The organism is Pseudomonas sp. PB3P13 (genome assembly GCF_054897735.1).
Map to the genome: position 1 here is coordinate 2,193,773 of NZ_CM142702.1, position 13,582 is coordinate 2,207,354.

The 13,582-nt window shown below is 59.1% G+C and carries 12 protein-coding genes; 8 read left to right on the plus strand and 4 right to left on the minus strand.

Features of this window, described 5'->3' with window-relative positions; genetic code table 11:
- Window positions 1–28: 28 nt before the first annotated feature.
- The gene (gene cspD / locus ACYZT1_RS10075) at window positions 29–295 is read right to left on the minus strand and encodes a cold shock domain-containing protein CspD (RefSeq protein WP_462018794.1); all 267 of its coding nucleotides are present in this window, start codon (window positions 293–295) and stop codon (window positions 29–31) included.
- A 225-nt stretch (window positions 296–520) separates the two neighbouring features.
- On the opposite strand from cspD, the gene clpS reads away from it, so the two are divergent.
- Both clpS and clpA read left to right on the plus strand, forming a co-directional pair.
- Window positions 521–904, plus strand: a complete 384-nt coding sequence (clpS, locus tag ACYZT1_RS10080) for an ATP-dependent Clp protease adapter ClpS (protein WP_020799529.1) — start codon at window positions 521–523, stop codon at window positions 902–904.
- A 30-nt stretch (window positions 905–934) separates the two neighbouring features.
- Entirely contained in the window at window positions 935–3,205 is a 2,271-nt protein-coding gene (gene clpA, locus ACYZT1_RS10085; protein ID WP_150582726.1) for an ATP-dependent Clp protease ATP-binding subunit ClpA, read from the plus strand.
- A gap of 233 nt (window positions 3,206–3,438) precedes the next feature.
- Here the strand turns inward: clpA and infA are convergent, their stop codons facing one another.
- The 3 genes from infA to aat all read right to left on the minus strand — a co-directional run bounded on the left by infA (window position 3,439) and on the right by aat (window position 5,201).
- Window positions 3,439–3,657: a translation initiation factor IF-1 gene (infA, locus tag ACYZT1_RS10090; RefSeq protein ID WP_002553999.1), complete on the minus strand. Its 219-nt coding sequence runs from the start codon at window positions 3,655–3,657 to the stop codon at window positions 3,439–3,441.
- 100 nt (window positions 3,658–3,757) lie between these two features.
- The gene (locus ACYZT1_RS10095) at window positions 3,758–4,465 is read right to left on the minus strand and encodes an arginyltransferase (protein WP_462018795.1); all 708 of its coding nucleotides are present in this window, start codon (window positions 4,463–4,465) and stop codon (window positions 3,758–3,760) included.
- A gap of 55 nt (window positions 4,466–4,520) precedes the next feature.
- Window positions 4,521–5,201, minus strand: a complete 681-nt coding sequence (gene aat / locus ACYZT1_RS10100; protein WP_462018796.1) for a leucyl/phenylalanyl-tRNA--protein transferase — start codon at window positions 5,199–5,201, stop codon at window positions 4,521–4,523.
- A gap of 501 nt (window positions 5,202–5,702) precedes the next feature.
- Here aat and ACYZT1_RS10105 point away from each other — a divergent pair.
- From ACYZT1_RS10105 to cysG, 6 genes are all read left to right on the plus strand, one after another.
- Window positions 5,703–8,114, plus strand: a complete 2,412-nt coding sequence (locus ACYZT1_RS10105; RefSeq protein ID WP_462018797.1) for a DNA translocase FtsK — start codon at window positions 5,703–5,705, stop codon at window positions 8,112–8,114.
- Window positions 8,115–8,180: 66 nt separating this feature from the next.
- Window positions 8,181–8,804, plus strand: a complete 624-nt coding sequence (gene lolA, locus ACYZT1_RS10110) for an outer membrane lipoprotein chaperone LolA (protein WP_462018798.1) — start codon at window positions 8,181–8,183, stop codon at window positions 8,802–8,804.
- Window positions 8,805–9,022: 218 nt separating this feature from the next.
- On the plus strand, window positions 9,023–10,345 hold the full coding sequence (locus tag ACYZT1_RS10115) for a replication-associated recombination protein A (protein WP_462018799.1): 1,323 nt from the start codon (window positions 9,023–9,025) through the stop codon (window positions 10,343–10,345).
- Window positions 10,345–10,719 carry a fluoride efflux transporter CrcB gene (gene crcB, locus ACYZT1_RS10120; protein WP_462018800.1) on the plus strand — a complete coding sequence of 125 codons (375 nt, stop codon included), beginning with the start codon at window positions 10,345–10,347 and terminating at the stop codon, window positions 10,717–10,719. Before ACYZT1_RS10115 ends, crcB begins: the two co-directional genes overlap by 1 nt.
- A gap of 15 nt (window positions 10,720–10,734) precedes the next feature.
- Window positions 10,735–12,015, plus strand: a complete 1,281-nt coding sequence (gene serS / locus ACYZT1_RS10125; protein ID WP_462018801.1) for a serine--tRNA ligase — start codon at window positions 10,735–10,737, stop codon at window positions 12,013–12,015.
- Window positions 12,016–13,410, plus strand: a complete 1,395-nt coding sequence (cysG, locus tag ACYZT1_RS10130; protein WP_462018802.1) for a siroheme synthase CysG — start codon at window positions 12,016–12,018, stop codon at window positions 13,408–13,410.
- Window positions 13,411–13,582: the final 172 nt, after the last annotated feature.

Genomic DNA, 13,582 nt, shown 5'->3' on the forward strand with positions numbered 1-13,582 from the left:
GTTTTTTTCTGGCCGGAGAATGCTCGAATTACGCTGTAACAGTTGTTTCGTCAGCGGGAGCGAAAGCTGGCTGAGTTTCCTGAGCCTCGCAGATGTTCACGGCGTGCAGGCCCTTCGGCCCCTGGATTATTTCGAAGACCACGGCCTGGCCGGCTTTGAGGGTTTTATAACCGTCCATCTTGATGGCCGAATAGTGAGCGAACAGGTCTTCACTCTTGCCTTCCTCAAGGATGAAACCGTAACCCTTGGCGTTGTTGAACCATTTCACCTTGCCACTGACCCGGACAACTGACATACCCATATCCCTCTGCTACAGACTCCATCACTGGAGTATCATCCAGTACATCCGCAATCGAATCCGATAAATAAGATTGACTCAGCGGACCTTTTTTACCCACTGTGGGCTCTATTGGTTGTAACACCGTTTTGCCGATAGTCAAGGTGACGAGGCGGTCGGAGTTGAAATCGCCGCGGCCCGCCCCCACCACTGTATTTGAACCACAGACGAACCTTTCTTTCCATGCATGCAATCAGCCAGATTCGACTAACATTCAATCAGGATCGCCCGACTCTCCAAAAAGATCGCCCGGAGGAACACGACGACGATTCCGCAGGCATTGCTGTTCAGGAGGCCAAGCCTGCGTTACAGGCGCCGCCGATGTACAAGGTGGTTTTGTTTAATGATGACTACACACCGATGGATTTCGTCGTCGAAGTGCTCGAGGTGTTTTTTAACCTGAATCGCGAGCTGGCGACCAAGGTCATGCTGGCCGTCCATACAGAAGGACGGGCAGTATGTGGAGTGTTTACCCGCGACATCGCCGAGACCAAGGCCATGCAGGTCAACCAGTACGCCCGGGAAAGCCAGCATCCGCTGCTCTGTGAAATCGAGAAGGACGGTTAATCGCCGACCACTTGGGTATGAGGTGAAGCTATGTTAAACCGCGAGCTCGAAGTCACCCTCAATCTTGCCTTCAAAGAGGCACGTTCGAAGCGTCATGAGTTCATGACCGTCGAACACCTCTTGCTGGCCCTATTGGATAATGAGGCTGCCGCCACCGTATTGCGTGCGTGCGGCGCCAACCTCGACAAACTCAAGCATGATCTGCAGGAGTTCATCGACTCCACTACGCCGCTGATCCCCCTTCATGACGAGGATCGCGAGACCCAGCCAACCCTGGGCTTCCAGCGCGTTTTGCAGCGTGCTGTGTTTCACGTGCAGAGCTCGGGCAAGCGCGAAGTGACCGGCGCGAATGTGCTGGTTGCAATCTTCAGTGAGCAAGAGAGTCAGGCAGTGTTCCTGCTGAAACAGCAGAGCGTTGCGCGCATCGATGTCGTCAACTACATCGCCCACGGCATTTCGAAGGTGCCGGGGCATGGCGATCACTCTGAAGGTGAACAAGATATGCAGGACGACGAGGGCGGCGAGTCTTCTTCTTCAGGCAATCCGCTGGATGCTTATGCCAGCAACCTCAACGAACTCGCGCGCCAGGGTCGAATCGATCCATTGGTCGGCCGTGAGCTGGAAGTCGAACGTGTCGCGCAGATTCTCGCGCGACGTCGTAAAAACAATCCGCTACTGGTTGGCGAGGCGGGCGTGGGCAAGACCGCGATTGCCGAAGGACTGGCCAAGCGCATAGTCGACAACCAGGTGCCGGACTTGCTGGCGAACAGCGTGGTGTATTCGCTCGATCTGGGCGCATTGCTGGCCGGGACCAAATACCGCGGTGATTTCGAGAAGCGCTTCAAGGCGTTGCTCAATGAGCTGAAAAAACGTCCGCAGGCAATCCTGTTCATTGACGAAATCCATACCATCATCGGTGCAGGTGCTGCATCCGGTGGCGTCATGGATGCCTCGAATCTGCTGAAACCGCTGCTGTCCTCGGGCGATATTCGATGCATCGGTTCGACTACGTTCCAGGAGTTTCGCGGGATTTTCGAGAAGGATCGGGCCTTGGCGCGACGCTTCCAGAAGGTCGACGTATCGGAGCCGTCGGTGGAAGACACCATCGGTATCCTGCGCGGTTTGAAAGGGCGCTTCGAACAGCATCACAGTATCGAATACTCTGACGAAGCCCTGCGCGCCGCTGCCGAACTGGCCTCGCGTTACATCAACGACCGGCATATGCCGGACAAGGCCATCGACGTGATCGACGAGGCGGGCGCCTATCAGCGTCTGCAGCCGGTCGAGAAACGCGTGAAACGTATTGAAGTGCCACAGGTCGAGGACATCGTTGCAAAAATCGCGCGGATTCCGCCGAAGCACGTCACCAGCTCCGATAAAGAGCTGCTGCGTAACCTTGAGCGTGACCTGAAGTTGACCGTGTTTGGCCAGGATGCTGCGATCGACTCGCTGTCGACCGCGATCAAACTGTCCCGTGCGGGCCTCAAGTCGCCTGACAAACCAGTCGGCTCGTTCCTGTTCGCAGGACCGACGGGTGTCGGTAAGACCGAAGCGGCGCGTCAGCTGGCGAAGGCGCTCGGGATTGAACTGGTTCGCTTCGACATGTCCGAGTACATGGAGCGCCACACCGTTTCGCGTTTGATCGGTGCGCCTCCGGGGTATGTCGGGTTTGATCAGGGCGGTCTGCTGACCGAAGCGATTACCAAGCAGCCTCATTGCGTGCTGCTGCTCGATGAAATCGAGAAAGCGCATCCGGAAGTCTTCAACCTGCTGCTGCAGGTCATGGACCACGGTACGCTGACCGACAACAACGGGCGCAAGGCGGATTTCCGTAACGTGATCGTCATCATGACGACCAACGCCGGCGCCGAAACTGCGGCACGTGCTTCGATCGGTTTCACCCATCAGGATCATTCCTCTGATGCGATGGAGGTGATCAAGAAGAGCTTTACGCCCGAGTTCCGCAACCGTCTGGACACCATTATCCAGTTTGGTCGCCTCAGTCATGAGGTTATCAAAAGCGTGGTGGACAAGTTCCTTACCGAGCTTCAGGCGCAGCTGGAAGACAAGCGTGTGCTGCTTGAAGTAACCGATGCTGCGCGTAGTTGGCTGGCGGCGGGCGGTTATGATTCGGCAATGGGTGCTCGACCAATGGCTCGTTTGATTCAGGACAAGATCAAGCGTCCGCTGGCGGAGGAGATTCTGTTTGGTGAACTGGCCGAGCATGGCGGTGTGGTGCACATCGACATCAAGGACGGGGAGTTGACGTTTGACTTCGAGACGACGGCGGAGATGGCCTGACGGTTAACCGCAATAAGCAAAAGGCGCCGAGAGGCGCCTTTTTGCTGTCAGTGAGTCGAGCACCGACCCGTGGGAGCGAGCTTGCTCGCGAATGCGTCAGCATGTTCGATGACACTGCAGCTGACCCACCGCCTTCGCGAGCAAGCTCGCTCCCACAGGGGATGGTGTTGATCCATCAAATTTCAGACAAACAAAAACGCCCGGCATACACCGGGCGTTCTGTATTGACCTGATTAGCGAGCGCGGTAAGTGATGCGCCCTTTGCTCAAGTCATAGGGCGTCAGCTCGACGCGCACTTTGTCACCGGTAAGAATACGAATGTAGTTCTTGCGCATCTTGCCGGAGATATGCGCGGTTACGACGTGCCCATTTTCCAACTCCACACGAAACATGGTGTTGGGCAGGGTGTCGACGACAGTGCCTTCCATTTCGAAGCTGTCTTCTTTCGACATGCAGTAAAGCCCTCGGTGTCCAATGAATGGCCCGGTGCAACTGCGCCAGGCAAAAGCGGCGTGCATTGTGCCCGAAAAATGGGGTTTAAGCCAAGGGGTTCTAGTTCAGGATGACCCAACGCTGATTAATCAGCAGTTCAATAGGCCGATATTGCGTCTTGTAACTCATCTTCTTGCAGTTCTTGATCCAGTAGCCCAGGTAGACCGCTTCCAGTTGCAGGCGCCGGGCCTCGGCGATTTGCCAGAGGATCGCGTAGCGCCCCAGGCTGCGGCGTTCTTCGTCGGGTTCGTAGAAGGTGTAAACGGCCGACATGCCGTTGGGCAGCAAATCCGTTACTGCCACGGCTAACAGCCGGCCTCCGAGGCGAAACTCATAAAATCGCGAGAAGGGCAGATCACGCACCAGGAACGTCGAAAACTGATCGCGACTCGGCGGATACATGTCGCCATCGGCATGCCGCTGTTCGATATAACGCTGATAAAGGTCGAAGTACTCTTCGCTGAACTTCGGCTTGGCCGGACGCACCTGCAGGTCGAGGTTGCGCTTGAAAATGCGTTTTTGCTGACGATTGGGTGTGAACTGCGCAACGGGAATGCGTGCCGGGACGCAGGCGTTGCAGTTTTGGCAATGCGGCCGATAGAGATGATCGCCACTGCGCCGAAAGCCCATTTCCGACAGATCCGCGTAGACATGCACGTCCATGGGCTGACTAGGATCGAGGAACAGGGTCGTCGCCTGCTCTTCAGGCAGATAGCTGCAAGAGTGGGGCTGAGTGGCATAAAACTTCAAGCGCGCCAACTCGGTCATGATCGACCCTCGGGATAAGCTTTTGTTAAGTGTAAGCCACGCACGCCAAAGTCGCTCAGCAAACCCAGGTAGCGCGGTCGGGCTGATCGAGGTGGCGGGCCAGATAGCCGGCAAATTCCCTGCGGGGAATCGCCCGGGCGCCAAGGCTGTGCAGGTGGTCGGTCGGCATCTGGCAATCAATCAGCACGAACCCCGAATCTTTCAGATGACGCACCAGCGTGGCAAAACCGAATTTTGATGCATTGTCCGCGCGACTGAACATCGATTCGCCAAAAAATAGCTGCCCCATGGCCAGGCCGTACAGCCCGCCAACCAGATTCTCACCCTCCCAGACTTCGACCGAATGCGCGTAGCCGCGCCGATGCAGCTCAAGGTAAGCGTCCTGCATGGCCTGCGTGATCCAGGTGCCGTCGGCATAGTCGCGAGGTGCGGCACACGCGCGGATGACCGCCGCGAAATCCTGATCGAATGTCACCCGATAGCGTTGCTGGCGCAGCAATTTGTTGAGACTGCGCGATACATGCAATTCGTCGGGAAAGAGCACTGTGCGTGGATCGGGTGACCACCAGAGAATCGGCTGGCCTTCCGAAAACCATGGAAAGCAGCCGTGCCGGTAAGCCTGAATGAGTCGATCTGCGCAGAGATCGCCGCCCGCAGCGAGTAACCCGTTGGGGTCACGCATGGCTTTGTCCAGCGGCGGGAAACTCAAGGTATTACGTTGTAACCAAGTCAACATGGCATTCAGGCTTGCGGAAGGGGAGGGCGGGTGGCGGGCCAGGGTCCGCCGTCGGTGTGCCGTCAAAATGCACGGGATGTCCTTCAGGATAACCGCGACATCGCAGGATGCAATTGCAACTTGCCCGTATGGGCAGGGTCGTAAACGAGCCCGGTGGTAGAGTGTCAGGGTGTTTCCTGGCACTGGCCGCGCATCGCTTCGTCCATAACAACGCCTCATAAGCCTTTGTCACACAAGAAAATGCATGCTCAAATTGAACCGCTGATTCAGGCTGGTTGATCCGGGCATTCACGGCAGCCGCGACCATGGCATCCCGCGAACAAATCCGTACAATGCCGGCTTGTTACAGAATATTCGGTACGCACTGAGTTTTTAAAAGCCTGAACGCAGTGTTAAAAGTATTCCGGGTTGCGCCGGTTCACTGTTCACCTGCCTGGATTGGGCAGTTTTTCATAGTCATTCAACAGATGGACGCGCCGTTGGCGCAGGAAAAGAAGCGTTTTGAAGAAATCCACCGCAGCACCTAAACCAGCCGTCGTGCCGCTCTGGCGCCAGCAATTGCACTACCGACTCAAGGAAGGTGCATTGATCGCCATTGGCGCCCTGTGCCTGTTCCTGATGATGGCCTTGTTGACCTATGGCAAGGACGATCCGGGCTGGAGCCATAACAGCAAGATCGACGACGTACAGAATTTCGGCGGCCCTGCCGGTTCGTACAGCGCCGACATCCTGTTCATGGTGCTGGGTTATTTCGCCTACATTTTCCCGTTGTTACTGGCGGTCAAGGCGTATCAGATTTTTCGCCAGCGGCATCAACCGTGGGAATGGAGCGGCTGGCTGTTTTCCTGGCGTCTGATCGGCCTGGTGTTTCTGGTCCTGTCCGGTGCTGCGCTGGCTCATATCCATTTTCACGCCGCGACCGGTTTGCCGGCCGGCGCGGGCGGTGCGCTGGGCGAAAGCCTGGGCGACCTGGCCCGCAACGCGCTCAATATTCAGGGCAGCACGTTGCTGTTCATTGCGCTGTTCCTGTTCGGGCTGACGGTGTTCACCGACTTGTCGTGGTTCAAGGTGATGGACGTCACCGGCAAGATCACCCTCGACCTGTTCGAACTGTTCCAGGGCGCGGCCAATCGCTGGTGGACCGCCCGTGTCGAGCGCAAGCAGCTGGTCGCGCAACTGCGTGAGGTCGATGACCGCGTGCATGACGTCGTGGCACCGATGGTGACCGACAAACGCGAGCAAGCCAAGGTCAAGGAGCGCCTGATCGAGCGTGAACAGGCGTTGAGCAAGCACATGCAGGAACGCGAGAAGCAGGTGCCACCGGTGATTGCCCCCGCGCCACCGAAGCCTGCCGCACCCAGCAAGCGTGTGGAGAAAGAGAAGCAGGCGCCGTTGTTCGTCGACAGCGCGGTTGAAGGCACCTTGCCACCGATCTCGATTCTCGACCCGGCAGAAAAGAAACAGCTTAACTATTCCCCGGAATCGCTGGCCGCGGTCGGCCATCTGCTGGAAATCAAACTGAAAGAGTTCGGCGTGGAAGTCTCGGTGGATTCGATCCACCCGGGCCCGGTGATTACCCGCTACGAGATTCAGCCAGCTGCCGGGGTCAAGGTCAGCCGCATTTCCAACCTGGCCAAGGACCTCGCGCGTTCGCTGGCTGTGACCAGTGTGCGGGTGGTGGAAGTGATTCCGGGCAAGACCACGGTCGGTATCGAGATCCCCAACGAAGACCGGCAGATCGTGCGCTTCTCCGAAGTGCTGTCGACCCCCGAGTACGACAACTTCAAATCCCCGGTCACTTTGGCCCTGGGGCATGACATCGGCGGCAAGCCGGTCATCACCGACCTGGCCAAAATGCCGCACTTGCTGGTGGCCGGTACGACCGGTTCCGGTAAATCGGTGGGTGTGAACGCGATGATCCTGTCGATCCTGTTCAAGTCCGGGCCGGAAGACGCCAAGCTGATCATGATCGACCCGAAGATGCTTGAATTGTCGATCTACGAAGGCATTCCGCATTTGCTCTGCCCGGTCGTGACCGACATGAAAGATGCGGCCAACGCGCTACGCTGGAGCGTGGCGGAGATGGAGCGTCGCTACAAACTGATGGCGAAAATGGGCGTACGTAACCTTGCCGGCTTCAATGCCAAGATCAAGGAAGCCCAGGATGCGGGCGAGCCGTTGTCCGATCCGCTGTACAAACGCGAAAGCATTCACGACGAAGCGCCGCTGCTGACCAAGCTGCCGACCATCGTCGTGGTCGTCGACGAATTCGCCGACATGATGATGATCGTCGGAAAAAAGGTTGAAGAACTGATCGCTCGTATTGCGCAGAAGGCGCGTGCGGCCGGTATTCACTTGATTCTCGCCACCCAGCGGCCATCGGTGGACGTGATCACCGGCCTGATCAAGGCGAACATTCCCACGCGTATGGCGTTCCAGGTGTCGAGCAAGATCGATTCCCGGACCATCATCGACCAGGGCGGCGCCGAGCAGCTGCTGGGTCACGGTGACATGCTCTACATGCCGCCGGGCACCAGCCTGCCGATTCGGGTCCACGGCGCATTCGTGTCCGATGACGAAGTCCACCGTGTGGTTGAAGCCTGGAAACTGCGCGGCGCGCCTGAATACAACGATGACATCCTCGCCGGCGTCGAAGAGGCCGGCAGCGGTTTCGAAAATGGCGGCAGCGGCGGTGGTGACGACGATGCGGAAACCGATGCGCTCTACGACGAAGCCGTGCAGTTCGTGCTGGAAAGCCGCCGGGCGTCGATCTCGGCGGTGCAGCGCAAGCTGAAAATCGGCTACAACCGCGCAGCACGCATGATCGAAGCCATGGAAATGGCCGGCGTCGTGACCTCCATGAATACCAACGGTTCGCGTGAAGTCCTGGCGCCTGGCCCGGTTCGCGACTGATCTGAATTTGAAGGGGGGGCGCCATCGGGCGCCACCCGCACTCCCACGAATGTTATGAGGACTCCCATGCGTCTTATCCGCATGCTGTTGCTGCCGGTACTGGCTTTGACCACGTTCTCGGCCCACGCCGATGACAAGGACGTGACGCGTCTGACCCAACTGCTGGAAAAATCCCAGACCCTGTCCGCACGTTTCTCGCAGCTGACCCTCGATGGCGGCGGCACCCAGTTGCAGGAGACCACCGGCGAGATGGCGCTGCAGCGTCCGGGCCTGTTCTATTGGCACACCGATGCGCCGGCCGAGCAGACCATGGTCTCTGACGGCAAGAAAGTGACCCTGTGGGACCCGGATCTCGAGCAAGCCACCATCAAAAACCTTGATCAACGCCTGACCCAGACCCCGGCCTTGCTGCTTTCCGGCGACGTGTCGAAGATCAGTCAGAGTTTCGATATCAGTGCCAAGGAAGCTGGCGGGGTGATCGATTTCACCCTCAAGCCGAAAACCAAAGATACCCTGTTCGACAGTCTGCGCCTGTCGTTCCGCAATGGTCTGGTCAATGACATGCAGATGATCGACAGCGTCGGTCAGCGCACCAACATCCTGTTCACGGGCGTGAAGGCCAATGAACCGATTGCCGCGTCCCGATTCAAGTTCGACATCCCGAAGGGTGCGGACGTGATTCAGGAGTAGGACGCATAACCTGTGCGAGAGAGCCATTTGTGGTGAGGGGGCTCGCCCCCGTTGGGCAGCGAAGCAGGCCCTTTCGATTCATCAGTGAGACCTGATTGGCAGGTTTTACGACTGCTCCGCAGCCGAACGGGGCGGTGCGACGTTTCACCAAGCCTCCTCGCCACAGATTTCGCCAGACGATGAGTACTGCGCAACAATTGAGGTTTTAACAATACGTGATGGACCTGTTTCGCAGTGCCCCGATTGCTCAACCATTGGCCGCGCGTTTGCGTGCGACCAATCTGGACGAGTACGTCGGTCAGGAGCATCTGCTCGCCCGCGGCAAGCCTCTGCGTGAAGCGCTGGAGCAGGGCGCTCTGCACTCGATGATTTTCTGGGGCCCGCCGGGTGTCGGCAAAACCACCCTGGCGCGTTTGCTTGCGGAAGTCTCCGATGCCCACTTCGAGACCGTTTCGGCTGTGCTGGCCGGCGTCAAGGAAATCCGCCAGGCCGTTGAAATTGCCAGGCAGCAAGCAGGGCAATATGGCAAACGCACCATTCTGTTCGTCGACGAAGTGCATCGCTTCAACAAGTCGCAGCAGGATGCTTTCCTGCCTTACGTTGAGGACGGCACGCTGATCTTCATCGGCGCGACCACCGAAAACCCTTCATTCGAACTCAATAACGCCTTGCTCTCGCGGGCGCGTGTCTACGTGCTGAAAAGCCTCGACGAAGCGGCGCTGCGCAAATTGGTGCACCGCGCGCTGACCGAAGAGCGTGGCCTTGGCAAACGCCAGCTGACCATCAGTGACGAGGGCTTTCAGATGCTGTTGTCGGCCGCCGATGGCGACGGTCGGCGCTTGCTCAATCTGCTCGAAAACGCCTCGGACCTGGCGGAAGATGACAGCGAGATCGGCACTGACCTGTTGCAAAGCCTGCTGGGCGACACCCGTCGGCGGTTCGACAAGGGTGGCGAAGCCTTTTACGACCAGATTTCCGCTTTGCACAAATCGGTGCGCGGCTCCAACCCCGACGGCGCGCTGTACTGGTTCGCGCGAATGATCGACGGCGGTTGCGATCCGCTCTACCTGGCGCGGCGCGTAGTACGCATGGCCAGCGAAGACATCGGCAACGCCGACCCGCGCGCCCTGAGCCTGTGCCTGGCCGCGTGGGAAGTGCAGGAGCGACTGGGCAGCCCTGAAGGCGAACTCGCTGTTGCACAAGCCATTACCTATCTGGCCTGTGCACCGAAGAGCAACGCGGTGTACATGGGTTTCAAAGCGGCGATGCGCAGCGCTACCGAACACGGTTCGCTGGAAGTGCCGCTGCACCTGCGCAACGCACCCACCAAGCTGATGAAGCAGCTGGGTTACGGCGACGAATACCGTTACGCCCACGATGAGCCTGACGCTTATGCCGCTGGCGAAGATTATTTCCCGGACGAGCTCGATCCTCAGCCGTTCTATCAGCCGGTGCCTCGCGGTCTGGAACTGAAAATCGGCGAGAAACTGAACCACCTCGCGCAACTCGACCGTCTCAGCCCCCGACAGCGGAGAAAATAGTGCTGCCATTGATCGTTGCAGTTTCCATCGGCGGCGTCGCCGGTACGCTCTTGCGCTTTGCCACCGGCAACTGGATCAACGCGAATTGGCCGCGGCACTTCTATACCGCGACGCTGGCCGTTAATATCGTGGGCTGTTTGCTGATCGGCGTTCTTTACGGTCTGTTTTTGGTCCGCCCGGAGGTGCCCATCGAGGTCCGTGCCGGGCTGATGGTCGGCTTCCTCGGGGGGCTGACAACTTTTTCATCCTTTTCACTGGATACGGTGCGCCTGCTGGAAAGCGGGCAGGTGCCGCTGGCTCTGGGCTATGCGGCCATCAGCGTATTCGGCGGGCTGCTTGCCACCTGGGCCGGCCTGTCCTTGACCAAACTTTGATAACGAGAGACCGACATGCTCGATTCCAAACTGTTACGTAGCAACCTTCAGGACGTAGCGGACCGCCTCGCATCCCGTGGTTACACGCTGGATGTTGCGCGCATCGAAGCGCTGGAAGAACAGCGCAAGACCGTCCAGACCCGTACCGAAGCACTGCAGGCTGAACGAAATGCGCGCTCCAAATCCATCGGTCTGGCCAAGCAGCGCGGCGAAGACATCGCGCCGCTGATGGCGGACGTCGAGCGCATGGCGAACGAATTGAGCGCCGGTAAGGTCGAGCTGGACGCGATCCAGACCGATCTGGACTCGATCCTGCTGGGTATTCCCAACCTGCCGCACGAGTCCGTGCCGGTCGGCAAAGATGAAGAAGACAACGTTGAAGTGCGCCGCTGGGGCACGCCGACCGCGTTCGATTTCCCGGTTCGGGACCACGTCGCCCTGGGCGAGAAGTTTGGCTGGCTGGATTTCGAAACGGCGGCCAAATTGTCCGGCGCCCGTTTCGCCGTGTTGCGTGGCCCGATCGCACGCCTGCACCGTGCACTGGCGCAGTTCATGATCAACCTGCACACCAGCGAACACGGCTACGAAGAGGCTTACACGCCGTATCTGGTCCAGGCGCCGGCGCTGCAAGGCACCGGTCAGTTGCCCAAGTTCGAAGAAGACCTGTTCAAGATCGCCCGCGAAGGCGAGGCTGATCTGTACTTGATCCCGACTGCTGAAGTCTCGCTGACCAATATCGTAGCCGGCGAAATCGTCGATTCGAAACTGCTGCCGATCAAGTTCGTCGCGCACACACCGTGCTTTCGCAGTGAGGCCGGTGCCTCGGGGCGCGATACTCGCGGCATGATCCGTCAGCACCAGTTCGACAAGGTTGAAATGGTCCAGGTTGTCGAGCCTTCGACTTCGATGGAAGCGCTCGAAGGCCTGACCGCCAACGCCGAGAAGGTCCTGCAATTGCTGGAACTGCCTTACCGCACGCTGGCACTGTGCACGGGGGACATGGGCTTCAGTGCGGTCAAGACCTACGACCTGGAAGTGTGGATTCCGAGCCAGGACAAATACCGCGAAATTTCCTCATGCTCCAACTGCGGCGATTTCCAGGCCCGCCGCATGCAGGCGCGTTTCCGCAACCCGGAAACCGGCAAGCCCGAACTGGTTCACACCCTCAACGGCTCCGGCCTGGCAGTCGGGCGTACGCTGGTGGCCGTGCTGGAAAACTATCAGCAGGCCGACGGTTCGATCCGTGTGCCGGACGTGCTGAAGCCGTACATGGGTGGCCTCGAGGTCATCGGTTAAATGGACTATCTGCCGCTGTTTCATAACCTGCGCGGCAGTCGTGTGTTGGTCGTCGGCGGGGGGGAGATTGCCTTGCGCAAATCCCGCCTGCTGGCCGAAGCCGGCGCGCTGCTGCGGGTCGTTGCGCCCGAAATCGAACCACAACTGCGAGAGCTGGTGGTGGGCAGCGGTGGCGAGTGCGTGTTGCGTGGCTACGTCGAGGCGGATCTTGACGGTTGCGGGCTGGTCATCGCCGCCACCGACGACGAACCGTTGAATGCGCAGGTCTCCGCCGACGCGCATCGGCGCTGTGTACCGGTGAACGTGGTCGATGCGCCTGCGCTGTGCAGCGTGATCTTCCCGGCGATCGTTGACCGTTCTCCGTTGATCATCGCGGTGTCCAGCGGCGGCGATGCACCCGTTCTGGCGCGGCTCATTCGGGCCAGGGTGGAAACCTGGATTCCTTCCACTTACGGACAATTGGCCGGTCTGGCGGCGCGTTTTCGCAGCCAGGTCAAAGGGTTGTTCCCCGACGTGCAGCAGCGCCGGGCATTCTGGGAAGACGTTTTCCAGGGTCCGATCGCCGACCGGCAATTAGCCGGGCAGGGGGCTGAGGCCGAGCGCTTGCTGCTGGCAAAAATTGCCGGCGATGCACCAGCCGCCACTGGCGAGGTTTATTTGGTGGGCGCTGGCCCGGGTGATCCCGATCTGCTGACTTTTCGCGCCTTGCGCCTGATGCAGCAAGCCGATGTGGTGCTGTATGACCGTCTGGTAGCGCCGGCGATTCTCGATTTGTGTCGTCGCGACGCCGAGCGGGTCTACGTCGGCAAGCGCCGCGCTGAACACGCGGTGCCACAGGATCAGATCAATCAGCAACTGGTTGATTTGGCCAAGGCGGGCAAACGCGTCGTGCGGTTGAAGGGCGGTGATCCGTTTATCTTCGGCCGTGGCGGTGAAGAGATTGAAGAGCTGGCGGCGCATGGCATTGCGTTTCAGGTCGTGCCGGGCATTACCGCAGCGAGCGGTTGTGCGGCTTACGCGGGTATCCCGTTGACCCACCGTGATTACGCGCAGTCGGTCCGCTTTGTCACCGGTCACTTGAAAGACGGTTCGACTGATTTGCCGTGGGCTGATCTGGTCGCACCGGCGCAGACTCTGGTTTTTTACATGGGTCTGGTCGGGCTGCCGGTGATCTGCGAGCAATTGATCAAACACGGTCGTGCGGCCGATACGCCGGCAGCGTTGATTCAGCAGGGCACTACGGTGAATCAGCGGGTCTTTACCGGCACGCTGGCGGACTTGCCACGAATGGTCGCGGAGCACGAGGTGCATGCGCCGACACTGGTGATCGTGGGTGAGGTGGTGCAGCTGCGCGAGAAGCTGGCGTGGTTTGAAGGGGCTCAGTCCCAGGTTTGAACGGTGGCGAGGGGGCTTACTGTGGCAAGAAGGCTCGCTGTGGCAAAGAGGCTTGCTGTGGCAAGAAGGTTCGCTGTGGCAAGAAGGTTCGCTGTGGCAAGAAGGTTCGCTGTGGCAAAGAGGCTTGCTGTGGCAAAGAGGCTTGCTGTGGCGAGGGGGCTTGCCCCCGTCG

Bases quoted from the DNA above. Each gene is read 5' to 3' on its own strand.
- cspD (WP_462018794.1), bottom strand. From the start codon at position 295: ATGTCAGTTGTCCGGGTCAGTGGCAAGGTGAAATGGTTCAACAACGCC.
- clpS (WP_020799529.1), top strand. From the start codon at position 521: ATGCATGCAATCAGCCAGATTCGACTAACATTCAATCAGGATCGCCCG.
- clpA (WP_150582726.1), top strand. From the start codon at position 935: ATGTTAAACCGCGAGCTCGAAGTCACCCTCAATCTTGCCTTCAAAGAG.
- infA (WP_002553999.1), bottom strand. From the start codon at position 3,657: ATGTCGAAAGAAGACAGCTTCGAAATGGAAGGCACTGTCGTCGACACC.
- ACYZT1_RS10095 (WP_462018795.1), bottom strand. From the start codon at position 4,465: ATGACCGAGTTGGCGCGCTTGAAGTTTTATGCCACTCAGCCCCACTCT.
- aat (WP_462018796.1), bottom strand. From the start codon at position 5,201: ATGTTGACTTGGTTACAACGTAATACCTTGAGTTTCCCGCCGCTGGAC.
- lolA (WP_462018798.1), top strand. From the start codon at position 8,181: ATGCGTCTTATCCGCATGCTGTTGCTGCCGGTACTGGCTTTGACCACG.
- ACYZT1_RS10115 (WP_462018799.1), top strand. From the start codon at position 9,023: ATGGACCTGTTTCGCAGTGCCCCGATTGCTCAACCATTGGCCGCGCGT.
- serS (WP_462018801.1), top strand. From the start codon at position 10,735: ATGCTCGATTCCAAACTGTTACGTAGCAACCTTCAGGACGTAGCGGAC.
- cysG (WP_462018802.1), top strand. From the start codon at position 12,016: ATGGACTATCTGCCGCTGTTTCATAACCTGCGCGGCAGTCGTGTGTTG.